This window comes from Klebsiella sp. D-Nf1, assembly GCF_002810515.1.
Classification (GTDB): domain Bacteria; phylum Pseudomonadota; class Gammaproteobacteria; order Enterobacterales; family Enterobacteriaceae; genus Klebsiella; species Klebsiella variicola.
In genome coordinates this window covers 39481-62531 of the sequence record NZ_PIOK01000013.1, presented here as the reverse complement: position 1 = coordinate 62531, position 23051 = coordinate 39481, and the positions used below count along the sequence as shown (strand labels likewise).

The following is a 23051-nucleotide window of genomic DNA, read 5'->3' as shown; positions in this document are numbered from 1 at the left end:
CGTGGCGTTTTCATTTTTGGGTTTGTATGATCCAGAGACAGAGAAAGCAGGACGAAAGTTGTCGTATAATGGCGCCGGATAGCAGGCGGAGACAGCTTTAACAGACTAAAATCTATACAATAAATTTGTAATGTTCTGCTTTTCCCCTTCTGGAGTTGGGGCATCATCGCTATACTTCCCGGATTAACTATGCTGAGAGCACATGCGTTGTGAATTTACTCACTGCTATTACTGAATTAATCAGTATTTTCTTATTCACGACCCTCTTTATTTTTGTCGCGCGGAAAGTGGCAAAAAGGATCGGGTTAGTGGATAAACCAAACTATCGCAAACGGCATCAGGGGTTGATTCCGTTGGTCGGTGGTATCTCAGTTTATGCAGGCATCTGTTTTACCTTCGCCATCGCCGATTATTATATTCCTCACGCCTCGCTGTATCTGGCCTGCGCGGGGGTATTGGTGCTGGTTGGCGCGCTTGACGATCGCTTCGATATCAGCGTGAAAATTCGCGCAGTCATACAGGCTGCGATCGCCGTGATTATGATGATGGCAGGGAATCTGCATCTGAGTAGTCTCGGCTTTATTTTTGGCTCGTGGGAGCTGGTGCTGGGGCCTTTCGGCTTCTTCCTGACGCTGTTTGCCGTGTGGGCCGCCATCAATGCGTTTAACATGGTCGACGGGATCGACGGCCTGCTCGGCGGTCTGTCATCGGTCTCCTTTGCGGCGACTGGGATCATCCTCTGGTTTGATGGTCAGTACAGCCTGGCGATGTGGTGCTTCGCGATGATCGCCGCCATTCTGCCCTATATTCTTCTCAATCTTGGCGCCCTCGGCCGCCGCTATAAAGTCTTTATGGGTGACGCCGGCAGCACGATGATTGGCTTCACCATTATCTGGATCCTGCTGGAAACCACGCAAGGTAAAACACATCCCATTAGCCCGGTTACCGCGCTGTGGATTATCGCTATCCCGTTGATGGACATGGTGGCGATTATGTATCGCCGCCTGCGCAAAGGCATGAGTCCTTTCTCTCCGGATCGTCAGCATATTCATCATTTGATCATGCGCGCCGGGTTTACTTCCCGCCAGGCGTTCGTCCTGATTACCCTGGCCGCCGCTCTGTTGGCGCTGGTTGGCGTCGCGGCGGAATATACCCGCATTGTGCCGGAATGGGTGATGTTAATTCTCTTTTTGGTAGCCTTCTTCCTTTATGGCTACTGTATTAAGCGCGCGTGGAAAGTGGCGCGCCTGGTTAAGCGCATCAGACGCAGAATTCGGCGACACAGCGGCAATAATCCGAAACTAACCAAGTAAAGCTGGGGATGTGATGACTCAACCATTACCGGGAGCACAAGCAGTGAACGTTGAGAACGAGCTGGATATTCGCGGGCTGTTTCGCGCTTTATGGGCAGGAAAAGGCTGGATAGTCGGCGGCGCCGTACTCTTCGCCGCCATCGTGCTGGTATATACCTTTTTTGCTCGCCAGGAGTGGAGCGCCACGGCGATCACCGATCGGCCGACTGTCAACATGTTGGGAGGGTACTATTCCCAGCAGCAGTTCTTACGCAATCTGGACATTAAAGCCGACCTCGCCTCGGTCGATCAGCCTTCCGCCATGGATGAAGCGTATAAAGAGTTCATCATGCAGCTGGCCTCCTGGGATACCCGGCGTGACTTCTGGCTGCAAACGGACTACTACAAGCAGCGCCAGTCGGGTAATGCTCGTGCTGATGCGGCGATGCTGGATGACCTGATTAACAATATCCAGTTTATGCCAGGTGATGCGGCTAAAAGTATTAACGACAGCGTCAAACTGACCGCCGAGACCGGGCAGGATGCTAATAATCTGCTGCGTCAGTATGTGGCTTTCGCCAGCCAGCGGTCAGCGGGCCATCTCAACGACGAACTCAAAGGCGCCTGGGCGGCGCGGACGGTGCAAATGAAGGCGCAGGTGAAGCGCCAGGAAGAGGTGGCCGAGGCTATCTTCAATCGCCGGACGCACAGCGTGGAGCAAGCGCTGAAGGTGGCTCAGCAGCACAATATTTCTCGTAGCGAAACGGATGTTCCTGCCGATCAGTTGCCGGATTCAGAGCTATTTTTATTGGGCAGGCCGATGCTGCAGGCCAGGCTGGAAAACCTGCAGGCCGTCGGGCCGGAATATGACCTCGATTACGACCAGAACCGCGCCATGCTGAGCACGTTGAACGTTGGTCCAACGTTAGATCCGCGTTTTCAGACTTACCGGTATTTGCGTACGCCGGAAGAACCTGTAAAACGCGATAGCCCGCGCCGAGTATTTCTGATGGTGATGTGGGGGATTGTGGGTGCGCTCATCGGCGCAGGCGTGGCGTTATCGCGTCGTCGTGTCCTGTGATTGCGGCCTGTGGTGAAGGGCAGATGACCTTCATCGCCTAATCGAAGAGAATCGATGTGAAAGTACTAACTGTATTTGGCACGAGGCCGGAAGCCATCAAGATGGCTCCTCTGGTCCATGCGCTGGCAAAGGATCCTCATTTTGAGGCGAAAGTATGCGTGACCGCGCAGCATCGGGAGATGCTCGATCAGGTGTTGAAACTTTTCTCTATTGTCCCGGACTACGATCTCAACATCATGAAGCCGGGGCAGGGGCTGACCGAGATCACCTGCCGCATTCTTGAGGGGCTGAAGCCGGTCCTGGAGTCGTTTAAACCCGACGTGGTGCTGGTGCATGGCGATACTACGACCACTATGGCGGCGAGCCTGGCGGCGTTTTACCAGCGGATACCGGTGGGTCACGTAGAGGCCGGCCTGCGCACCGGCGATTTAAGTTCGCCGTGGCCGGAAGAAGGCAACCGTACGTTGACCGGGCATCTGGCGACGTACCATTTCGCCCCCACGGAAACCTCGCGGCAGAATCTGCTGCGGGAAAATATCGCCGACAGTCGCATTACGGTTACCGGGAATACGGTCATTGACGCCCTGTTCTGGGTGCGGGACCGGGTTCTGGGTGATGAAGCGCTACGGGAGACCCTGCTACAGCGCTATCCTTTCATCAGTCACGGTAAAAAGATGATTCTGGTTACCGGCCACCGGCGGGAAAGCTTCGGGCTCGGCTTTGAACAGATCTGCCAGGCGCTGGCGGAGATAGCCCATACCCACCCTGAGGTGCAGATTGTCTATCCGGTTCACCTGAATCCTAACGTCAGCGAACCGGTGAACCGTATTCTTGGCCACATCGACAATGTGATGTTGATTGAACCGCAAGATTACCTGCCATTTGTCTGGCTGATGGATCGCGCCTGGCTGATCCTGACCGATTCTGGCGGCATTCAGGAAGAGGCCCCTTCTCTTGGGAAACCGGTGCTGGTTATGCGCGATATGACCGAACGTCCGGAAGCGGTGGCCGCCGGCACCGTGTGCCTGGTGGGTACCGACAGCCAGCGCATCGTGGCGGAAGTCACGCGACTGCTGCAGGATGATGCCGCATACCAGGCGATGAGCCGCGCGCATAATCCTTATGGCGATGGCGAAGCATGTCGTCGAATTTTGTCTGCACTTAAAAATAATCAGGTAACGTTATGAGTTTTTCTACCATTTCAGTGATTGGCCTTGGCTATATCGGGCTGCCAACCGCTGCCGCGTTCGCCTCCCGGCAGAAGCGGGTGGTCGGCGTTGATGTTAATCAACATGCCGTGGAGACCATTAACCGTGGAGAGATTCATATCGTGGAGCCGGATCTGGCGAGCGTGGTGAAGACCGCGGTCGAACAGGGTTATTTAAGCGCCACCACCACCCCGGTGGAGGCGGATGCCTACCTGATTGCCGTGCCGACGCCGTTTAAAGATCGTCACGAGCCGGATATGGTGTTTGTCGAATCGGCGGCCAAATCCATTGCGCCGACGTTAAAGAAAGGGTCGCTGGTTATCCTCGAGTCCACCTCGCCGGTGGGTTCGACTGAACAGATGGCCGGCTGGCTGGCGGGGATGCGCCCGGACCTCAGCTTCCCTCAGCAGGCGGGCGACGCCGCTGACGTCAATATCGCCTACTGCCCGGAGCGAGTATTGCCCGGCCAGGTGATGGTCGAGCTGATTAAAAACGATCGCGTTATCGGCGGCATGTCGCCGGTCTGCTCCGCTCGCGCCAGCGAGCTGTATAAAATCTTCCTCGAAGGCGAATGCGTGGTGACCAACTCGCGCACCGCCGAGATGTGCAAGCTAACGGAAAACAGCTTCCGCGACGTCAACATCGCCTTTGCCAACGAACTGTCGCTGATTTGCGCCGACCAGGGCATTAACGTCTGGGAACTGATCCGCCTGGCAAACCGCCATCCGCGCGTCAATATCCTGCAGCCGGGTCCGGGCGTCGGCGGCCACTGCATCGCCGTCGACCCGTGGTTTATCGTGGCGCAAAACCCGCAGCAGGCGCGTCTGATCCGCACCGCTCGCGAGGTCAACGACCATAAGCCGGAATGGGTTATCGAACAGGTGAAAGCGCAGGTGGCGGACTGCCTGAATGCCACCAACAAACGGGCCAGCGAACTGACGATCGCCTGTTTTGGCCTCGCTTTTAAGCCGAATATTGACGACCTGCGCGAAAGCCCGGCGATGGAAATTGCCGCGCAGATTGCCCGCTGGCACAGCGGCACGACGCAGGTGGTTGAGCCCAATATTCACACGCTGCCGAAGAAACTCGACGGCCTGTGTACGCTGGCGACCCTCGATGCGGCGCTGGCCAGCGCCGATGTGCTGGTGATGCTGGTCGATCATAACGAATTCAAAGCCGTTAGCGGCGATAGCGTCACCCAGGCGTATATCATCGACACCAAAGGAGTGTGGCGGTGAGAACCATTCTGGTCACCGGCGGCGCGGGCTTCATTGGTTCGGCGGTGGTGCGGGAGATTATCCAGCACACCGCCGATCGCGTGGTGGTGGTGGATAAACTGACTTATGCCGGCAATGTAATGTCGCTGGCGCCAGTGGCGCAGGATGCGCGTTTCGCCTTTGAACAGGTGGATATCTGCGACCGCGGCGAGCTGGAGCGTATTTTCCGTCAGCATCAACCGGATACGGTGATGCACCTGGCGGCGGAAAGCCACGTCGATCGTTCGATTGACGGCCCGGCGGCGTTTATCGAAACCAATATCGTAGGCACCTATACGCTACTGGAGGCGGCCCGCAGCTGGTGGAATACGCTGGCCACGGAGAAAAAATCGGCGTTCCGTTTTCACCATATCTCGACCGACGAAGTGTATGGCGATCTGCACGGCAGCGAGGATTTCTTTACCGAGACCACGCCCTATGCGCCAAGCAGCCCCTATTCGGCCTCGAAAGCCAGCAGCGACCACCTGGTGCGCGCCTGGCTGCGGACCTATGGCCTGCCGACGCTTATCACCAACTGCTCAAATAACTACGGCCCGTATCACTTCCCCGAGAAGTTGATCCCGCTGACGATCCTCAACGCGCTGGCGGGCAAGCCGCTGCCGGTGTATGGCAATGGGCAGCAGATCCGCGACTGGCTATACGTAGAAGATCATGCCAGAGCGCTGTATCTGGTGGCGACTCGCGGCGAACCGGGCGAAACTTACAATATTGGCGGTCATAACGAGCGTAAAAATATTGAGGTGGTGGAAACCATTTGTCAGCTGCTGGAAGAGCTGGCGCCGCATAAACCGCAGGGCGTGGCGCACTATCGCGATCTGATCACCTTCGTTGCCGATCGTCCGGGCCACGATCTGCGCTATGCCATTGATGCCTCGAAGATTGCCCGCGAGCTGGGCTGGACGCCAGCAGAGACCTTTACCTCCGGTATGCGTAAGACCGTAGCGTGGTATCTGGCGAACGAGACCTGGTGGCGTCAGGTTCAGGACGGAAGCTATCAGGGCGAGCGTCTTGGGCTGCAAGGCTAATCATCTCTGGGGGGAATGATGAAAGGTATTATTCTGGCGGGCGGTTCCGGAACGCGACTGCATCCCATCACCCGCGGCGTATCGAAGCAGCTGTTGCCGATCTACGACAAGCCGATGATCTACTATCCGCTATCGGTATTAATGCTGGCCGGGATACGTGAGATCCTGATCATCACCACGCCGGACGATCTGCGCGATTTCCAGCGTCTGCTCGGCGATGGCTCAGAGTTTGGCATTGCGCTGCACTATGCCGTACAGCCGACGCCGGATGGTTTAGCCCAGGCGTTTATCATCGGTGAAACCTTTCTTAACGGCGAACCGGCGTGCCTGGTGCTAGGCGACAATATCTTCTTCGGCCAGAGCTTTAGCCCGAAGCTGCGCAGCGTAGCTGCCCGCACGGAAGGGGCGACGATTTTTGGCTATCAGGTGATGGATCCTGAGCGCTTTGGCGTGGTGGAGTTTGATGACAACTTCCGCGCGCTGTCGCTGGAAGAGAAGCCGAAGCAGCCGAAGTCGAACTGGGCTGTCACCGGACTCTATTTCTATGATGGCAAGGTGACGGAGTATGCCAAACGGGTCAAGCCGTCCGAGCGCGGCGAGCTGGAAATCACCTCCATCAACCAGATGTACCTTGAGGATGGCGCATTGACCGTCGAACTTCTCGGGCGCGGTTTTGCGTGGCTGGACACCGGCACGCACGATAGCCTGATCGAGGCCAGCATGTTCGTGCAGACCGTCGAGAAGCGTCAGGGCTTTAAAATCGCCTGTCTGGAAGAGATCGGCTGGCGTAACGGCTGGCTGGACGATGACGGCGTCAAACGCGCCGCGAAGCGACTGGAAAAAACCGGCTACGGCCAATACCTGCTGGATCTGCTCCGTGCCCGTCCGCGCCAGTATTGATCTCCTGGAGTGGGAGAACCGCTTCTTTGCCGTTAACAGCGCCATCGTGCGCTTTGACGAGCACGCGCCGCGGCTGACGTCTGAGGCGCTGGCGGGGTGGTCGCGGGTGCAGGCGAAGGTGGCCGCCAGTGACACTGTCCGGTTGGACGCGCTACAGCAGCTGGGTTTTCAGCTGGTGGAAGGCGAGGTCGATCTGGCGCTACCGGTGGGCAACCCTGCTGATGCGGGTGCCGACGTCGCCGTGGAAGCGGATATTGCGCCACTAGGCGAGCTGGCGGCGCAGGCCTTTGCCATGAGCCGTTTTCGCGCGCCCTGGTACGCCGACGACGCCAGCCGCCGCTTCTATGCCCAGTGGATTGAAAATGCGGTGCGCGGCACCTTCGATCATCAGTGCCTGATTTACCGCCATCCTGAGGGCGATATTCGCGCCTTTGTCTCCCTGCGCCAGCTCAACGCGACCGAGGCGCGTATTGGCCTGCTGGCCGGGCGCGGCGCCGGGGCGCAACTGATGCAGGCGGCGCAGTACTGGGCCGCCTCGCGCGGGCTTTCTACATTGCGGGTGGCGACCCAGATGGGCAACACCGCCGCGCTTAAACGTTATATTCTCAGCGGTGCTAACGTGGAAAGCACCGCCTACTGGCTATACAGGTGACCCCATGATCCCATTTAACGCGCCGCCGGTGGTTGGAACCGAGCTTGATTACATGCAGTCTGCGATGAGCAGCGGCAAGCTGTGCGGCGACGGCGGTTTTACGCGCCGCTGCCAGCAATGGATGGAGCAGCGATTTGGCACGGCAAAAGCCCTGCTGACGCCCTCCTGCACGGCTTCGCTGGAGATGGCCGCGCTGCTGCTGGATATCCAGCCGGGCGACGAAGTGATTATGCCCAGCTATACCTTTGTCTCTACCGCCAACGCCTTTGTACTGCGCGGGGCGAAAATCGTCTTCGTCGATATCCGCCGCGATACGATGAATATCGACGAAACGCTCATCGAAGCCGCCATCACCGATAAAACCCGGGCGATTGTCCCGGTGCACTATGCCGGCGTAGCCTGCGAGATGGACACCATCATGGCCATCGCCGACAAGCACAACCTGTTTGTGGTGGAAGATGCCGCGCAGGGGGTAATGTCTACCTACAAGGGACGCGCTCTGGGCACCATCGGCCATATCGGCTGCTTTAGCTTCCATGAAACCAAAAACTACACCGCTGGCGGTGAGGGTGGGGCGACGTTGATCAACGATCGCACGCTGGTGGAGCGCGCGGAGATCATTCGTGAAAAAGGCACCAACCGCAGCCAGTTCTTTCGCGGTCTGGTGGATAAATATACCTGGCGCGATATTGGCTCCAGCTATCTGATGTCCGACCTGCAGGCCGCCTATCTGTGGGCGCAGCTGGAAGCGGCGGAGCGGATCAACCAGCAGCGCCTGGCGTTGTGGCAGAACTATCACGATGCGCTGCTGCCGCTGGCGCGCGCCGGGCGTATCGAACTGCCGACGATTCCGGCCGACTGTGGGCAAAACGCGCACATGTTCTACATTAAGCTGCGCGATATCGAGGATCGCAGCAGGCTGATCGCCTGGCTGAAAGAGGCGGAGATCCTCGCGGTATTCCATTATATTCCGTTGCACAGCTGTCCGGCCGGAGAACACTTCGGCGAGTTCCACGGTGAAGACCGCTACACCACCCAGGAGAGCGAGCGCCTGGTGCGCCTGCCGCTGTTTTACAATCTCTCTCTGGTGAACCAGCGGACGGTGATTAACTCGCTGCTGAGCTATTTCTCCTGATATGTCGTTAGCAAAAGCCTCACTATGGACGGCGGCATCGACGCTGGTCAAAATCGGCGCCGGTCTGCTGGTCGTCAAGCTGCTGGCCGTCTCGTTTGGGCCGGCGGGCGTTGGCCAGGCCGGTAACTTCCGACAACTGGTCACCGTGCTCGGCGTGCTGGCGGGTGCCGGGATATTTAACGGCGTTACGAAGCTGGTGGCTCAGCATCACGACGATCCCCCACGTCTGAAACAGGTGGTGGGTACCTCGTCGGCTATGGTGCTTGGCTTTTCCACGCTGCTGGCGCTGGTGTTTTTACTGGCGGCGGCGCCGATAAGCCAGGGGCTGTTCGGCCATACGCACTATCAGGGGCTGGTACGCCTGGTGGCGCTGGTGCAGATGGGGATCGCCTGGGCGAACTTCCTGCTGGCGCTGATGAAAGGCTTTCGCGATGCGGCGGGTAACGCCTTCTCGCTGATTGCCGGGAGCCTGATTGGCGTCGCGGCCTATTACGCCTGTTACTACTTCGGGGGTTACCAGGGGGCGCTATTGGGGCTGGCGTTAGTGCCGGCGCTGGTGGTGGTCCCGGCGGGCATCATGCTCTGGCGGCGGGGTAATATTCCGCTGAGCGCCCTGCGTCCGCGCTGGGATAACGGTCTGGCGGGTCAGCTATCGAAATTTACCCTGATGGCGCTCATAACCTCGGTGACGCTGCCGGTGGCCTATGTGATGATGCGTAATCTGCTGGCGGCGCATTACGGCTGGGAAGCGGTCGGGATCTGGCAGGGGGTGAGCAGCATTTCCGATGCCTACCTGCAGTTTATTACCGCTTCCTTTAGCGTCTATCTGCTGCCGACGCTGTCGCGGCTGAGCGCCAAAACGGATATCACCCGCGAGATTGTCAAGTCATTGAAATTCGTTCTGCCGGCGGTGGCGGCTGCGAGCCTGACGGTCTGGCTGCTGCGCGATTTTGCCATCTGGCTGCTGTTTTCCGATCGCTTTACCGCGATGCGTGACCTGTTCGCCTGGCAACTGGTGGGCGACGTCTTAAAAGTGGGCGCCTACGTTTACGGCTATCTGGTGATCGCCAAAGCGTCACTGCGTTTTTATATTCTGACGGAAATCAGCCAGTTCACACTGCTGACCGCATTCTCACACTGGCTTATTCCGGCGCATGGCGCAATTGGCGCGGCGCAGGCGTATATGGCCACGTATATTGTTTATTTCGCCCTTTGTAGTGGCGTGTTTTTACTCTGGCGTAAACGGGCATGACAGCACTGATACATGTACTGGGATCGGATATCCCGCACCACAACCAGACCGTACTGCGGTTCTTTAACGACGAACTGGCCGCCGACCCGCAGGCGCGGAGATTTTTGGTCGTCGGTGATGAGGCCAGCGTGCGTGATGGATATCCGGCACTGGATATCACCTGCTATCGAGGAAAGAAAGCGCTGGCGCAGGCAGTGATTGCCACCGCGAAAGCCAACCGCCAGCAGCGCTTTTTCTTCCACGGCCAGTTTAATACCGGGCTGTGGCTGGCGCTGTTGAGTGGCGGTATCCGCCCGTCGCAGTTTAACTGGCATATCTGGGGGGCAGATCTGTATGAAAACTCTGCCAGCCTGAAGTTTCGCCTGTTCTATCCGCTACGCCGCATGGCGCAGGGGCGAGTAGGGCGCGTTTTCGCCACCCGCGGCGATCTTAGCTGGTTCGCTAACCGCCATCCGCGGGTTCCCGGCGAACTGCTCTACTTCCCGACCCGTATGGATCCGGCGCTAAATACCCTGGCCGAGAACGCCCCGCGCGGTGATACCCTGACCATTCTGGTCGGCAACTCCGGGGATCGCAGCAATGAACATATTGCCGCGCTGAAGGCTATCCATCAGCAGTTTGGCGATACGGTGAATGTCATCGTGCCGATGGGTTATCCGGCGAATAATGACGCCTATATCAACGAGGTTCGCGAAGCGGGGACGGCGCTGTTTAGCGGTGAGCATCTGCAGATCCTCAGCGAGAAGCTTGAATTTAATGATTATCTGGCGCTGCTGCGCCGCTGCGATCTGGGCTATTTTCTGTTTGCGCGCCAGCAAGGGATCGGCACCCTGTGCCTGCTGATTCAGGCGGGCATTCCCTGCGTGCTCAACCGGGAAAACCCGTTCTGGCAGGATATGACCGAGCAGCATGTGCCGGTGCTGTTCACCAGCGATGCGCTGGACGTCAGCGTGGTGCGCGAAGCGCAGCGCCAGCTGGCGAGCGTGGATAAATCCGCTATCGCCTTCTTCCGGCCGAACTATCTAACAGGCTGGCAGCGGGCGCTACGGTTAGCGGCGGAGGGGCAGGCATGACGTTAATGCAATTTAGCGGGCTGCTGGTGGTCTGGCTGCTGTCGACGCTGTTTATCGCCACCGCGACCTGGTTTGAATTTCGCCGGGTACGCTTCAACTTCAACGTCTTTTTCTCGTTGCTGTTTCTGCTGACCTTTTTCTTCGGCTTCCCGCTGACCAGTATTCTGGTGTTCCGCTTTGACGTCAGCGTTGCGCCGCCGGAGATTTTGCTGCAGACGCTGCTGATCGCGGTGTGCTTCTACGCAGTCTACTACGTAACCTACAAAACGCGCCTGCGCCCAGCCTCGCGAGAGGTTGCGCATCGCCCGCTGTTTACCATGAACCGGGTGGAAACCCATCTGGCGTGGGGAATGTTGATGGGGCTGGCGCTGCTGTGCGTCGGCATCTTCTTCGCCCACAACGGCTTTCTGCTGTTTAAGCTCAATTCCTACAGCCAGATCTTCTCTGCCGAAGTCTCCGGTGTGGCGTTGAAGCGCTTCTTCTACTTCTTTATTCCGGCGATGCTGGTGGTCTATTTCCTGCGCCAGGACTATAAGGCGTGGATCTTCTTCCTCGTCAGCACCGTCGCCTTTGGTCTGTTGACTTACGCCATCGTCGGCGGTACCCGGGCCAATATCATCATCGCTTTCGCTATTTTCCTGTTTATCGGCATTATTCGCGGCTGGATCAGCCTGTGGATGCTGGCGGCGGCGGGCGTGTTGGGCATTGTCGGCATGTTCTGGCTGGCGCTGAAGCGCTACGGGATGAACGTCAGCGGCGACGAAGCGTTTTATACTTTCCTCTATCTCACGCGCGATACTTTCTCGCCGTGGGAAAACCTGGCGCTGCTGCTGCAGAACTACGACAAGATCGATTTCCAGGGGCTGGCGCCGATGATCCGCGACTTCTACGTCTTTATCCCCAGCTGGATGTGGCACGGTCGTCCGACAATGGTGCTGAATACCGCCAACTACTTCACCTGGGAAGTGTTAAACAACCATTCGGGGCTGGCGATTTCGCCAACGCTGATTGGCTCTCTGGTGGTGATGGGCGGCGTCTGGTTTGTGCCGCTGGGCGCTGTGGCGGTAGGGTTGATTATTAAATGGTTCGACTGGCTGTATGAGCTGGGCAACCGGGAGAGCAATCGTTACAAAGCGGCTATCCTGCACAGTTTCTGTTTCGGCGCTATCTTCAACATGATAGTGCTGGCGCGCGAGGGTCTGGATTCGTTCGGCTCCCGCGTGGTGTTTTTCCTCGTGATCTTTGGTATCTGCTTGCTGGCGGCGAAATTGCTGTACTGGTTCCTGGATAGCGTGGGACTGATTCATAAGCGCGTAAAACCGCTTTCGCAACCGCAAGTCTGAGAAGGATGGACATGACTGGGACCATTTCCGCGCCGTTGTACCTGTTAAGAGGGCTGCAGCTCATAGGCTGGCGCGATATGCAGCACGCTCTGGATTATTTGTATGCCGACGGCGCGCTCCGGGAGGGAACGCTGGTGGCCATTAATGCCGAGAAAATGCTGGCCGTAGAAGATAACCCGGAGGTTCGGGCGCTGATTGAGGCGGCGGAGTTTAAGTATGCGGATGGCATCAGCGTGGTGCGTTCGCTGCGCAAAAAATACCCGCAGGCCCAGGTGTCCCGCGTCGCCGGGGCCGATCTCTGGGAAGCGTTAATGCAGCGCGCCGGCGCTGAAGGGACACCGGTGTTTCTGGTTGGCGGTAAACCTGAGGTCCTGGCGCAGACAGAATCCAGGCTGCGTCAGCACTGGCAGGTGAATATCGTTGGCAGCCAGGACGGCTATTTTGCCCCTGAGCAGCGCCAGGCATTGTTCGAACGCATTCGCGACAGCGGGGCGAAAATCGTCACCGTCGCGATGGGGTCGCCGCGCCAGGAGATCTTCATGCGCGACTGCCGGCGTCTGTACCCGCACGCGCTGTATATGGGCGTCGGCGGCACTTATGATGTCTTCACCGGACACGTCCATCGGGCGCCGAAGTTCTGGCAGGATCTGGGGCTGGAGTGGTTCTATCGCCTGCTTTTGCAGCCGAGCCGCATCAAAAGACAGTTCCGTTTACTGCGCTATTTACGTTGGCATTATACCGGCAAGCTCTGATATTCCACTGCAACCAGGCGAGTTTGCATACATATTCTGTGTAATCTCTTCACTCGCCTGATACTTTATTTGCCATTTCCTCAAAATTAATTAACCATTCGCAGGCTTCATACGCGCAGGGGAGACCTGCGCGTCGGCAAGGCTATGGTTTCAGTTAATAACAATAACCGGGAGTACCCGGAATACGGCAAACACAAGAGGATATATGACTGAGAAAAAAGCGGAACTCCAGCGTGGACTGGAGGCCCGGCATATTGAACTGATCGCCCTTGGCGGGACGATTGGCGTGGGGTTGTTTATGGGGGCGGCCAGTACGTTGAAATGGGCTGGGCCTTCCGTGCTGCTGGCGTACATTATCGCTGGCCTGTTCGTCTTTTTCATTATGCGCTCAATGGGCGAAATGCTGTTCCTTGAGCCTGTCACTGGCTCCTTCGCGGTGTATGCGCATCGCTATATGAGCCCCTTCTTCGGCTACCTGACCGCGTGGTCCTACTGGTTTATGTGGATGGCGGTGGGGATCTCGGAGATTACCGCCATCGGGGTCTATGTGCAGTTCTGGTTCCCGGAGATGGCGCAGTGGATCCCGGCGTTGATTGCCGTGGGGCTGGTGGCGCTGGCTAACCTGGCGGCAGTCCGGTTGTATGGTGAAATCGAGTTCTGGTTCGCCATGATTAAAGTCACCACTATTATCGTGATGATCGTCGTCGGGCTGGGCGTCATTTTCTTCGGCTTTGGCAACGGTGGGCACTCCATTGGTTTTGGTAATCTCACCGAACATGGTGGCTTCTTTGCCGGCGGCTGGAAGGGCTTCCTGACGGCGCTGTGCATCGTGGTCGCGTCCTATCAGGGGGTAGAGCTCATCGGCATTACCGCAGGTGAAGCGAAAAATCCGCAGGTGACCCTGCGCAGCGCGGTGGGCAAAGTGCTGTGGCGGATCCTGATTTTCTATGTGGGCGCGATTTTCGTTATCGTCACTATCTTCCCGTGGGATCAAATTGGCTCCAACGGCAGCCCGTTCGTACTGACGTTTGCCAAAATCGGTATTACCGCGGCGGCGGGAATTATCAACTTCGTGGTGCTGACGGCGGCGCTTTCCGGCTGCAACAGTGGGATGTACAGCTGTGGGCGTATGCTGTACGCCCTGGCGAAGAACCGCCAACTGCCGGCGGCGATCGGTAAGGTATCGCGCAACGGCGTTCCGGCCGTCGGCGTGGCGCTGTCGATTCTGATCCTGCTGGTGGGCTCCTGCCTGAATTACATCATTCCTAATCCGCAGCGGGTGTTTGTCTATGTCTACAGCGCCAGCGTGTTGCCAGGGATGGTGCCATGGTTTGTGATCCTGATTAGCCAGCTGCGTTTCCGTCGCGTACATCAGGCAGCAATCGTCAGCCATCCGTTCCGTTCGCTGCTGTTTCCGTGGGCCAACTATCTCACCATGGCCTTCCTGATCTGTGTGCTGGTAGGGATGGGGCTGAATGATGAAACCCGGATGTCGCTGTTTGTCGGCATTATTTTCCTGGTTGCCGTCACCCTGATTTATAAGGTGTTTGGCCTCGGAAGACAGGGGCAAGTCAATAATACGGCTGAATAACCGTCAAAACGAACAAAGCATGAGCAAACGATAATTTTCTTTTAAAAGGCACTAGACAGCGGGGTAGGAAGTCCGTATTATCCGACCCCGCAACGGCGCTAAGCGCCCGTAGCTCAGCTGGATAGAGCGCTGCCCTCCGGAGGCAGAGGTCTCAGGTTCGAATCCTGTCGGGCGCACCATTAACCCGGTGCTGGAGCTGCGGTGGTTTTAATACCGCGTAAAAGGTTTGCAGTGGTGGCTATAGCTCAGTTGGTAGAGCCCTGGATTGTGATTCCAGTTGTCGTGGGTTCGAATCCCATTAGCCACCCCATTATTTGATAGAGTTGTGAATTTGCGAAGGTGGCGGAATTGGTAGACGCGCTAGCTTCAGGTGTTAGTGTTCTTACGGACGTGGGGGTTCAAGTCCCCCCCCTCGCACCACGACTTTAACGAATTGAACTAAAAATTCAAAAAGCAGTATTTCGGCGAGTAGCGCAGCTTGGTAGCGCAACTGGTTTGGGACCAGTGGGTCGGAGGTTCGAATCCTCTCTCGCCGACCAATTTTGAACCCCGCTTCGGCGGGGTTTTTTGTTTTCAATCACTTCCTGCCATCACTTATTTCCCTGATTTTGCTGATAAAAAAACTTCTCTTTGCTTAAGAATACGCGTCAGGAAAAATCTCAATTCATCACTGTGGTAGATGCAATTTCCCTGGATCCTGTGCGATAATAATCGGGTAGATGCTCATTCCATCTCTTATGTTCGCCTTTGTGCCTCATAAACTCCGGAATGATGCAGAGCCGTTCTTACGGTGCTTATCGTCCACTGACAGATGTCGCATTTATGCCTCATCAAACACCATGGACATTACGTTGAGTGAAGCACCCAATTTGTTGTCAAACAGACCTGTTTTAACGCCTGCCCTGATTTCAGCGCAGGCGTTTTTTTCTTTCAGGGATCCGTCAATACGAAGGCGGGGAAGAAGGGGCTATCGCCCCGCAAGAGGCGATAGCAACGGCAGGTTACGGCTGAGGGTTATTCTGCAGCGTCAGCAGCAGACCATCGCGGCGCATAGTGGCCGCTTCCTCCGGCTGATGCAGGCGATCCAGGGCATCCGCCAGCCAGGCGTAATCAAAGGCATCCGGACGCTGCTTAAGCGCGGCGCGGAAGGCGATGCTGGCCTCCTGCCATTCGCCATGACGCATCAGCGACTGGCCCAGGGTACTCCACAGCAGCGGACGGTCGCCAACGGCTTTGATCTGCTGGCGCAGCACTTTCTCCAGCTGTTCCGGGTTATTGGTCTTCAGACGCGGGATCGGCATCACCAGACGGTCATCATACTGTTTCTTCAGACCATCAATGATAATTTGCTGCGCGGTATCGTGATCGTCGCTCTCGATGAGGCGCTCGGCCATCGCCACCTGCAGCGGCACCAGCGCCCGCGTTTTGCGGCTCTGGTTGCGCCACCATTCGCGCAGCCCTTCGCTGCCGCCGTCGGCCAGCGCTTTATCCATCAGGCCAATCCAGGCCAGCTGTTCCAGCGCGGCGCGGTGCTCTTCATCGCCGACGTTAGCTTTCTCCATAGACGGAATGATGTCCAGCAGCGACTGCCAGGCGCCGGTGCGGGTGTATGCCTGTTCGGCGAGGCGCAGCACTTCCGGATGACGCGGGGTAATTTCCAGCAGCTTATCGATGCCATGGCGTGCGGCGTGATTTTCATTACGTGCCAGCTGCAGGCGAACGCGGGTGATTTCCACCGGGATCAGGTCATCGCCCGCCAGCTCGGTGGCGCGCTCCAGATGCTGGTTGGCCCGCGCTTCATCGCCGCGCTGCTGGGCCGCTTCCGCCGCCAGCAGATAGTTCACCACCGGTTGTTCGGCGTGATCGGCATTTTTCGCCATCAGTTTTTCAACCTGCTGGTAATCACCTTCCGCCAGCTTGAGTAGCGCCTGCTCGGTTTGCTTACGCGCGCGACGGCGTTTACGGCCGACAAACCAGCCGCGCGTATGCGCCCCGGTGCGGAAAATGCGGCGCAGCAGCCATTCAATGGCGAACAGCACCACCATGGCGAGGATCAGGATGATCACCAGCCCGGTCACGCTGGTCTCGATATTGTAATTATCGGTCTGGATCAGGACGTAGCCCTGATGCCCGGCGATCATCGGGCCAAGGACGATCCCGGCGATCAACAGTGCGAAGAGTAAAAGAATTTTCAGCATGCGTTACTCTCCTTGCGGCGCAGCAGGGGCGGCCGGTGCAGCAGGCGCGGGTGAGGGCGCACTGCTCGCGGTGACGGCGGGCTGCGCCATCAGGTTGCGCACCCGGGTCTGCATCAGTTTTTCCAGCAACGCCTGGCTCTGCAGCGTTTCCGGTACCGTCATGGTAATGCTTTGCTGACTGAGCTTGTCCAACTCGTCGAGGAAGGCTTTGGTGGTCGCGTCTTCGGTATCGTAGTAGGCGCGTACCCAGGTCGAGACGTTATCCAGTGACTGTTTCCAGGTCTCTTCCTGATGGCGTGGCACCGCCTGCGCGGCGACCAGCAGGCGGGAGCGAATATTTTCCCGCAGGTAGATATCCTGATTCGGCGCCAGCAGCGGGACTGCCGTTTCATCACGGCGGCGCACGGTAATAAAGCTGTCCATAAAGTTCTGCCAGCTTTTCTGCAGATTGACGCGCCATTCGCTGATAGAGCTGGAGAGCTCATCGCTATCAGAATCCATCGGCGAATCGTCATCGTTATTATCGGCCAGCCGCAGGTTGTCGATTTGGTTTGCCAGCTGATTAACCTTGAGAATAATGCCGTCGTAATCCACCTGACTCACCGCGGAGAGGGTGGCGATGTCATCGGTGATGGCCCGGCGGGCGCCGATCAGGCTGGGGTCGTTCATGTCGGCGAGGCTGGCGTCGGCGCTTTTCAGCAGCGCGGCGGCGGTGGTGACATCCTGATCGCTCCACAGCTTACGTCCCGCCAGCTTGACGAGGAAGTCGGCCTGGGCCAGCAGCCAGGTTTTGGCATCGCTGCCGGAGATCACGGCGACTTTCTGCTGCAACTCATCAAGCTGTTTAGTCAGGGTTTCCTGCTCGTGTTTGGCCTGGCTCAGCTGGTCGGCCTGCTGTTTGATAATGCCTTCCAGTTCGCTCTTTTGGCTATCCTGCGCTTTTTGCAGTGCCGCAAGCTGGCTTGATAACTCAGACGTGGTTGCGTTTTGCCGCGTGACCTGCTGTTTGTTCAGGCCATACAGGCCGATGCCGGCGGCTATCGCAATGGCGATAGCGATCGCACTGAGCGCCAGGCTGGTTTTGTTGCCAGCCTTGTTCTTATTATTGTTTTCTGGCTGTGGTGTGGTTTCCACGGCCTCCCTGGTCTCTTCAACCACGGCGGATTGATTTTGTTGTTCCGTCATTATGGCTTCCAATGTTGAGAGTTATTGTAATGCGCGTAGCAGCGCATCGTTGTCAGCGTTATCGGCAACCTGAATCTCCTGCCAGCCCAGTTCCCGGGCCTGAAGGGCCAGACGTTCGCTGACAACGACAAGGCGGCAGTGCAGGAGCCACTGTTCGCGATACCATTGCGGTATCAGCGACCACAGCTGCTGCAGCATCTCGCCGCTGGTGACCACCAGCGTGGTGACCCCGCGAGACTGCCAGCGCATCGCTTCTTCTGCGCCATCGTAATGTTTTGCACTACGTTGATAACATTCACAAAATGTGACCCTGGCGCCGCGTTCAGCCAGCGTGGCGCCTAAGAGTTCCCGCCCACCATTGCCGCGTAAGATCAGCGCATTTTTCCCGGCAATGTTTTGTAATTCAGGTAATTGTAGCAAGACTTCGCTAATTTCCCGATCTAACGGATAACGGATGTGCTGCCCGCTGACCGTATGCAGGGCCAGCGCCGTCGTTCGGCCAATGGCAAAATAGTGTGGAGAAGTGGGCCAGGACAGGCCCTGCTGCTGCAGACGGGCATGGGCGAATTCCACCGCATGCTGGGATAGCGCAAACAGCAGGTCGTCGGACCCCAGATGGGCAAGATGGTCGCCCAGCGCGGGAAGCTCCCGGCCAGGCGTAAATTCTATCAGCGGAAAGCTCCAGGCCACGCGTCCCATGGCCCGCAGACGGCTGACCAACGCTTCTCCTTGCGGAAGTGGACGAGTGACCAGGATGCTCATCGTGGGGCTTCTCCATCATAAACTGCCGCGAGAATGTCGCGGGCGCCGTTATCCAGGAGCTCTTCCGCCAGCGAGATGCCGAGCGCTTCGGCCTGCTCTGCTGGCCCGCGCCGTTCGCCGCGTACCATCTGCGAACCATCCGGGGCGCCAACCAGCGCCCGCAGCCACAATTCGCCGTTGACGAGTTCCGCATAGCTGCCAATTGGCACCTGACAACCGCCTTCGAGGCGGGTGTTCATCGCCCGTTCGGCGCGCACGCGTACCGCGGTTTCCGCATGGTTGAGGGGCGCTAACAGCGCCTGGGTCCATGCATCGTCAAGACGGCATTCGATACCCACCGCGCCCTGGCCGACGGCCGGCAGGGATTGCTCAGGCGACAGCGGTTGGCGAATTCGCGCCTCCAGTTGCAGGCGCTTCAGCCCGGCGGCGGCAAGGATAATGGCGTCATACTCGCCGTTATCGAGTTTGCCCAATCGGGTGCCAACGTTGCCGCGCAGGGAGCGGATCACCAGATCGGGGCGTTCGGCGGCGAGTTGGCACTGGCGACGTAAACTTGACGTGCCAACGATGCTGCCAGCCGGCAGTTCGTCAATTGAGGCATAGTGATTGGAAACAAACGCGTCGCGCGGATCGTCGCGCTCGCAGATGGTGACCAACCCCAGCCCCTCCGGGAATTCCACCGGGACATCTTTCATCGAATGGACGGCGATATCGGCCCGCCCTTCGAGCATGGCGAGCTCTAACTCTTTCACAAATAAGCCCTTGCCGCCCACTTTTGCCAGGGGCGTATCAAGGATGACATCACCGCGCGTGACCATCGGCACCAGCTCGACGTTCAGTCCAGGATGCGCTTGTTCCAGGCGTGCTTTAACATACTGCGCCTGCCATAGCGCAAGCGGGCTTTGCCGTGTGGCAATTTTCAAAACTTTGTCTAACATGCTTGTTACCGTCATTGTCGACCACTATCCATCCTAACATTGTTGTCTTACGGATGTTAGTTTTCACGGTTTATGTGGGAGATGGCTCCGGCCGACTCTTTTTTTAACCTTTCATGCGCGTGGCGGTTGCCGGAGGCGTAGTGAGGAATTTACAGCTAATAAACGGTGCTACACTTGTATGTAGCGCATCTTTCTTTACGGTCAATGAGCAAGGTGTTAAATTGATCACGTTTTAAACCATTTGTCCGTCCGCTGCTCATCACAACCACACCGACGACGAATGGTGACGGTTTTTGTTGAAATACTGAAATCCTCCGTACTATTGTACTTCGGGTTTTTGAACATCAGGCGATATGTCTTGTACCTCTATATTGAGACACTGAAACAGAGACTGGATGCCATCAACCAATTGCGCGTGGATCGCGCGCTTGCTGCCATGGGACCCGCTTTCCAGCAGGTTTACAGTCTACTGCCAACGTTACTACATTATCATCACCCGCTGATGCCGGGTTACCTTGACGGTAACGTTCCCCGTGGCATTTGCCTCTACACGCCTGATGAAACCCAACGCCACTATCTTGAAGAACTGGAACTGCATCGCGGCATGCAGACCCAGGAGCCGCCGAAAGGCGAGTTGCCGATCACCGGCGTCTACTCGATGGGCAGTACTTCCTCCGTTGGTCAGAGCTGTTCTTCCGATCTTGATATCTGGGTATGTCACCAGGCCTGGCTGGATAGCGAAGAGCGCCAGCTGCTGCAGCGAAAATGCAGCCTGCTTGAGAGCTGGGCGGCATCGCTCGGCGTGGAAGTCAGCTTCTTCCTGATCGACGAAAACCGCTTCCGTCATAATGAAAGTGGCAGCCTCGGCGGCGAAGACTGCGGTTCGACTCAGCATATCCTGTTGCTCGATGAGTTCTATCGCACCGCGGTGCGTCTCGCCGGCAAGCGTATTCTGTGGAATATGGTGCCGTGCGATGAAGAAGAGCATTACGATGATTACGTCATGGGGCTGTATGCTCAGGGCGTGCTGACGCCTAACGAATGGCTCGATCTCGGCGGCCTCAGTTCACTGTCGGCGGAAGAGTACTTCGGCGCCAGCCTGTGGCAGCTGTATAAGAGTATCGACTCCCCCTATAAAGCGGTGCTGAAAACGCTGCTGCTGGAAGCCTACTCCTGGGAATATCCTAATAACCGGCTGTTGGCGAAAGATATCAAACAGCGTCTGCACGACGGCGAGATTGTCTCCTTCGGCCTCGACCCGTACTGCATGATGCTGGAGCGCGTGACTACCTATCTGCAGGCCATCGAAGATGAAACCCGCCTCGACCTGGTGCGCCGCTGCTTCTATCTGAAAGTCTGTGAAAAACTCAGCCGCGAACGCGCCTGCGTCGGCTGGCGTCGCGAAGTCGTCAGCCAGCTGGTGAATGCCTGGGGCTGGGACGAAAAGCGTCTGATGATGCTCGACAACCGCGCCAACTGGAAAATTGATGAAGTGCGCAAGGCGCACAACGAACTGCTCGACGCCATGATGCAGAGCTATCGTAATCTGATCCGCTTCGCGCGGCGCAATAATCTCAGCGTCTCCGCCAGCCCTCAGGATATTGGCGTGCTGACGCGTAAGCTGTATGCAGCCTTTGAAGCGCTGCCGGGGAAAGTGACGCTGGTGAACCCGCAAATTTCGCCGGATCTGTCGGAACCGAACCTGACCTTTATCCACGTGCCGCCGGGTCGCGCCAACCGTACCGGTTGGTATCTGTATAACCGCGCGCCGGATATGGAATCGATCATCAGCCATCAGCCGCTGGAATATAACCGTTATCTTAATAAGCTGGTGGCCTGGGCCTGGTTTAACGGCCTGCTGACCTCACGCACCCGCCTGTTTATTAAGGGCAACGGCATCGTCGATCTGGCGAAGCTGCAGGAGATGGTGGCCGACGTGTCGCACCACTTCCCGCTGCGCCTGCCGGCGCCGACGCCAAAAGCGCTGTACAGCCCGTGCGAAATCCGCCATCTGGCGATTATCGTCAACCTCGAATATGACCCGACCGCGGCTTTTCGCAACCAGGTGGTGCACTTCGATTTCCGTAAGCTGGATGTTTTCAGCTTTGGCGAAGAGCAAAAATGCCTGATCGGCAGCGTCGACCTGCTGTATCGCAACTCGTGGAACGAAGTGCGTACGCTGCACTTTAACGGCGAGCAGGCGATGATCGAAGCGCTGAAGACGATTCTCGGCAAAATGCATCAGGACGCCGCGCCGCCGGACAGCGTGGAGGTGTTCTGCTATAGCCAGCACCTGCGCGGCCTGATCCGTACCCGCGTGCAGCAGATGATCTCCGAATGCATCGAACTGCGTCTCTCCAGTACCCGCCAGGATACCGGACGCTTCAAAGCGCTGCGCGTCTCCGGCCAGACCTGGGGGCTGTTCTTCGAGCGTCTTAACGTTTCGGTGCAGAAGCTGGAAAACGCCATTGAGTTCTACGGCGCTATCTCGCACAACAAGCTTCATGGCCTGTCGGTACAGGTGGAAACCAATCACGTTAAGCTGCCGGCGGTAGTGGACGGCTTCGCCAGCGAAGGGATTATTCAGTTCTTCTTTGAAGACGCGGATAACAACGACAGCGGCTTTAACATCTATATTCTTGATGAGAGCAACCGCGCGGAGGTGTATCACCACTGCGAGGGCAGCAAAGAGGAGCTGGTGCGCGACGTCAGCCGCTTCTATTCGTCATCGCACGATCGTTTCACCTACGGCTCCAGCTTTATCAACTTCAACCTGCCGCAGTTCTATCAGATTGTCGAGGTAGACGGGCGCACCCAGGTGATCCCATTCCGCACCCAGGCGATTGCCGCTGCGATACCCACCAGCCAGGACGTTACCGCCTCGCCGGTACTGCAGCAGCGCTACTCGTAGATTTGGCCCGGATAAGGCGTGAGCCGCTATCCGGAGATATTCCCTGCTGGCGCTGTGCTTAGCAGGGCTACGGTTCTATGTCGTCGGGTAGCCCGGATAAGGCGCGATGCGCCGCCATCCGGGAAACACGTCATTAACGGAAGCTCACCGTCTCACCGGCCTGATTGCTCGCCGCCTGCTCCAGCAAATCCCAGAAGGTCTCGCCGCTACGATCGCAGATCCACTCGTCGCCTTTGAGATCGAAGTGGTAGCCGCCCTGTTTGGTGGCCAGCCACACCTGGTGCAGCGGCTCCTGACGGTTAATAATGATTTTGCTGCCGTTTTCAAAGCTGATGGTCAGTACGCCGCCGTTGATTTCGCAGTCGATGTCGCTGTCGCCGTCCCAGTCGTCCAGACGTTCTTCGATGGTCATCCACAGGCTATCGGCCAGGCGATGGAATTCACTGTCGTTCATGGTTATATACCCTAAATAATTC

General features: G+C 57.5%; 19 protein-coding genes and 4 tRNA genes. 18 read left to right on the top strand and 5 right to left on the bottom strand.

Annotation, left to right across the window (positions count from 1 at the left end):
• The first annotated feature begins 209 nt into the window (after positions 1-209).
• The 17 genes from wecA (at position 210) to CWM54_RS26730 (ending at position 15120) form a co-directional block, all read left to right on the top strand.
• Positions 210-1313: a UDP-N-acetylglucosamine--undecaprenyl-phosphate N-acetylglucosaminephosphotransferase gene (gene wecA / locus CWM54_RS26810; protein ID WP_061156207.1), complete on the top strand. Its 1104-nt coding sequence runs from the start codon at positions 210-212 to the stop codon at positions 1311-1313.
• Positions 1314-1326: 13 nt separating this feature from the next.
• Positions 1327-2373, top strand: coding sequence for an ECA polysaccharide chain length modulation protein (gene wzzE, locus CWM54_RS26805; RefSeq protein ID WP_061156206.1), 1047 nt, complete (start codon positions 1327-1329; stop codon positions 2371-2373).
• 56 nt (positions 2374-2429) lie between these two features.
• A complete protein-coding gene (gene wecB, locus CWM54_RS26800; protein ID WP_008807966.1) occupies positions 2430-3560 on the top strand; it encodes a non-hydrolyzing UDP-N-acetylglucosamine 2-epimerase in 1131 nt (376 codons plus the stop codon).
• The gene (gene wecC / locus CWM54_RS26795; RefSeq protein WP_100699118.1) at positions 3557-4819 is read left to right on the top strand and encodes a UDP-N-acetyl-D-mannosamine dehydrogenase; all 1263 of its coding nucleotides are present in this window, start codon (positions 3557-3559) and stop codon (positions 4817-4819) included. The genes wecB and wecC overlap by 4 nt, the downstream gene beginning before the upstream one ends.
• A complete protein-coding gene (gene rffG / locus CWM54_RS26790) occupies positions 4816-5883 on the top strand; it encodes a dTDP-glucose 4,6-dehydratase (RefSeq protein WP_100682128.1) in 1068 nt (355 codons plus the stop codon). Before wecC ends, rffG begins: the two co-directional genes overlap by 4 nt.
• A gap of 18 nt (positions 5884-5901) precedes the next feature.
• Positions 5902-6783 carry a glucose-1-phosphate thymidylyltransferase RfbA gene (gene rfbA / locus CWM54_RS26785; protein WP_100682129.1) on the top strand — a complete coding sequence of 294 codons (882 nt, stop codon included), beginning with the start codon at positions 5902-5904 and terminating at the stop codon, positions 6781-6783.
• Positions 6761-7435, top strand: a complete 675-nt coding sequence (gene rffC, locus CWM54_RS26780) for a dTDP-4-amino-4,6-dideoxy-D-galactose acyltransferase (protein WP_100699116.1) — start codon at positions 6761-6763, stop codon at positions 7433-7435. The genes rfbA and rffC overlap by 23 nt, the downstream gene beginning before the upstream one ends.
• 4 nt (positions 7436-7439) lie before the next feature.
• Positions 7440-8570, top strand: a complete 1131-nt coding sequence (gene rffA / locus CWM54_RS26775; RefSeq protein WP_100682131.1) for a dTDP-4-amino-4,6-dideoxygalactose transaminase — start codon at positions 7440-7442, stop codon at positions 8568-8570.
• A 1-nt stretch (position 8571) separates the two neighbouring features.
• A complete protein-coding gene (wzxE, locus tag CWM54_RS26770) occupies positions 8572-9822 on the top strand; it encodes a lipid III flippase WzxE (protein WP_100632173.1) in 1251 nt (416 codons plus the stop codon).
• Entirely contained in the window at positions 9819-10895 is a 1077-nt protein-coding gene (locus CWM54_RS26765) for a TDP-N-acetylfucosamine:lipid II N-acetylfucosaminyltransferase (protein WP_100699114.1), read from the top strand. The genes wzxE and CWM54_RS26765 overlap by 4 nt, the downstream gene beginning before the upstream one ends.
• Entirely contained in the window at positions 10892-12238 is a 1347-nt protein-coding gene (gene wzyE, locus CWM54_RS26760) for an ECA oligosaccharide polymerase (RefSeq protein ID WP_061156199.1), read from the top strand. Before CWM54_RS26765 ends, wzyE begins: the two co-directional genes overlap by 4 nt.
• A gap of 11 nt (positions 12239-12249) precedes the next feature.
• Positions 12250-12990 carry a lipopolysaccharide N-acetylmannosaminouronosyltransferase gene (wecG, locus tag CWM54_RS26755; protein ID WP_061156198.1) on the top strand — a complete coding sequence of 247 codons (741 nt, stop codon included), beginning with the start codon at positions 12250-12252 and terminating at the stop codon, positions 12988-12990.
• A 205-nt stretch (positions 12991-13195) separates the two neighbouring features.
• Complete coding sequence (gene thrP / locus CWM54_RS26750) at positions 13196-14581, top strand: bifunctional threonine/serine APC transporter ThrP (RefSeq protein ID WP_061156197.1); 1386 nt, start codon at positions 13196-13198, stop codon at positions 14579-14581.
• Between the two features lie 102 nt (positions 14582-14683).
• Positions 14684-14760 (top strand) — tRNA-Arg (locus CWM54_RS26745).
• 55 nt (positions 14761-14815) lie between these two features.
• Positions 14816-14891 (top strand) — tRNA-His (locus CWM54_RS26740).
• 23 nt (positions 14892-14914) lie between these two features.
• Positions 14915-15001 (top strand) — tRNA-Leu (locus tag CWM54_RS26735).
• Positions 15002-15043: 42 nt separating this feature from the next.
• Positions 15044-15120: transfer RNA gene (locus CWM54_RS26730), tRNA-Pro, on the top strand.
• Positions 15121-15582: 462 nt separating this feature from the next.
• On the opposite strand, the gene hemY is transcribed toward CWM54_RS26730, so the two are convergent.
• The 4 genes from hemY to hemC are packed head-to-tail and all read right to left on the bottom strand — an operon-like array spanning position 15583 to position 19664.
• Positions 15583-16779, bottom strand: coding sequence for a protoheme IX biogenesis protein HemY (gene hemY / locus CWM54_RS26725; protein WP_100699112.1), 1197 nt, complete (start codon positions 16777-16779; stop codon positions 15583-15585).
• Between the two features lie 3 nt (positions 16780-16782).
• Positions 16783-17964 carry a uroporphyrinogen-III C-methyltransferase gene (gene hemX / locus CWM54_RS26720; protein ID WP_061156195.1) on the bottom strand — a complete coding sequence of 394 codons (1182 nt, stop codon included), beginning with the start codon at positions 17962-17964 and terminating at the stop codon, positions 16783-16785.
• Between the two features lie 21 nt (positions 17965-17985).
• On the bottom strand, positions 17986-18726 hold the full coding sequence (hemD, locus tag CWM54_RS26715; protein ID WP_061156194.1) for a uroporphyrinogen-III synthase: 741 nt from the start codon (positions 18724-18726) through the stop codon (positions 17986-17988).
• Positions 18723-19664, bottom strand: coding sequence for a hydroxymethylbilane synthase (hemC, locus tag CWM54_RS26710; RefSeq protein ID WP_061156193.1), 942 nt, complete (start codon positions 19662-19664; stop codon positions 18723-18725). The genes hemD and hemC overlap by 4 nt, the downstream gene beginning before the upstream one ends.
• Positions 19665-20022: 358 nt before the next feature.
• Between hemC and cyaA the strand changes: the two genes are divergently transcribed.
• Positions 20023-22575 (top strand): class I adenylate cyclase, encoded by a 2553-nt coding sequence (gene cyaA / locus CWM54_RS26705; protein WP_002883383.1) that lies wholly within the window; start codon positions 20023-20025, stop codon positions 22573-22575.
• 133 nt (positions 22576-22708) lie between these two features.
• Here cyaA and cyaY read toward each other — a convergent pair whose 3' ends face one another.
• Positions 22709-23029 carry an iron donor protein CyaY gene (cyaY, locus tag CWM54_RS26700; protein WP_061156192.1) on the bottom strand — a complete coding sequence of 107 codons (321 nt, stop codon included), beginning with the start codon at positions 23027-23029 and terminating at the stop codon, positions 22709-22711.
• Positions 23030-23051 lie beyond the last annotated feature (22 nt).

Coding starts and splice junctions, on each gene's coding strand:
- wzzE (WP_061156206.1), top strand. CDS start 1,327: ATGACTCAACCATTACCGGGAGCACAAGCAGTGAACGTTGAGAACGAG.
- wecC (WP_100699118.1), top strand. CDS start 3,557: ATGAGTTTTTCTACCATTTCAGTGATTGGCCTTGGCTATATCGGGCTG.
- rfbA (WP_100682129.1), top strand. CDS start 5,902: ATGAAAGGTATTATTCTGGCGGGCGGTTCCGGAACGCGACTGCATCCC.
- rffA (WP_100682131.1), top strand. CDS start 7,440: ATGATCCCATTTAACGCGCCGCCGGTGGTTGGAACCGAGCTTGATTAC.
- wzxE (WP_100632173.1), top strand. CDS start 8,572: ATGTCGTTAGCAAAAGCCTCACTATGGACGGCGGCATCGACGCTGGTC.
- CWM54_RS26765 (WP_100699114.1), top strand. CDS start 9,819: ATGACAGCACTGATACATGTACTGGGATCGGATATCCCGCACCACAAC.
- wzyE (WP_061156199.1), top strand. CDS start 10,892: ATGACGTTAATGCAATTTAGCGGGCTGCTGGTGGTCTGGCTGCTGTCG.
- wecG (WP_061156198.1), top strand. CDS start 12,250: ATGACTGGGACCATTTCCGCGCCGTTGTACCTGTTAAGAGGGCTGCAG.
- thrP (WP_061156197.1), top strand. CDS start 13,196: ATGACTGAGAAAAAAGCGGAACTCCAGCGTGGACTGGAGGCCCGGCAT.
- hemY (WP_100699112.1), bottom strand. CDS start 16,779: ATGCTGAAAATTCTTTTACTCTTCGCACTGTTGATCGCCGGGATCGTC.
- hemX (WP_061156195.1), bottom strand. CDS start 17,964: ATGACGGAACAACAAAATCAATCCGCCGTGGTTGAAGAGACCAGGGAG.
- hemD (WP_061156194.1), bottom strand. CDS start 18,726: ATGAGCATCCTGGTCACTCGTCCACTTCCGCAAGGAGAAGCGTTGGTC.
- hemC (WP_061156193.1), bottom strand. CDS start 19,664: ATGTTAGACAAAGTTTTGAAAATTGCCACACGGCAAAGCCCGCTTGCG.
- cyaY (WP_061156192.1), bottom strand. CDS start 23,029: ATGAACGACAGTGAATTCCATCGCCTGGCCGATAGCCTGTGGATGACC.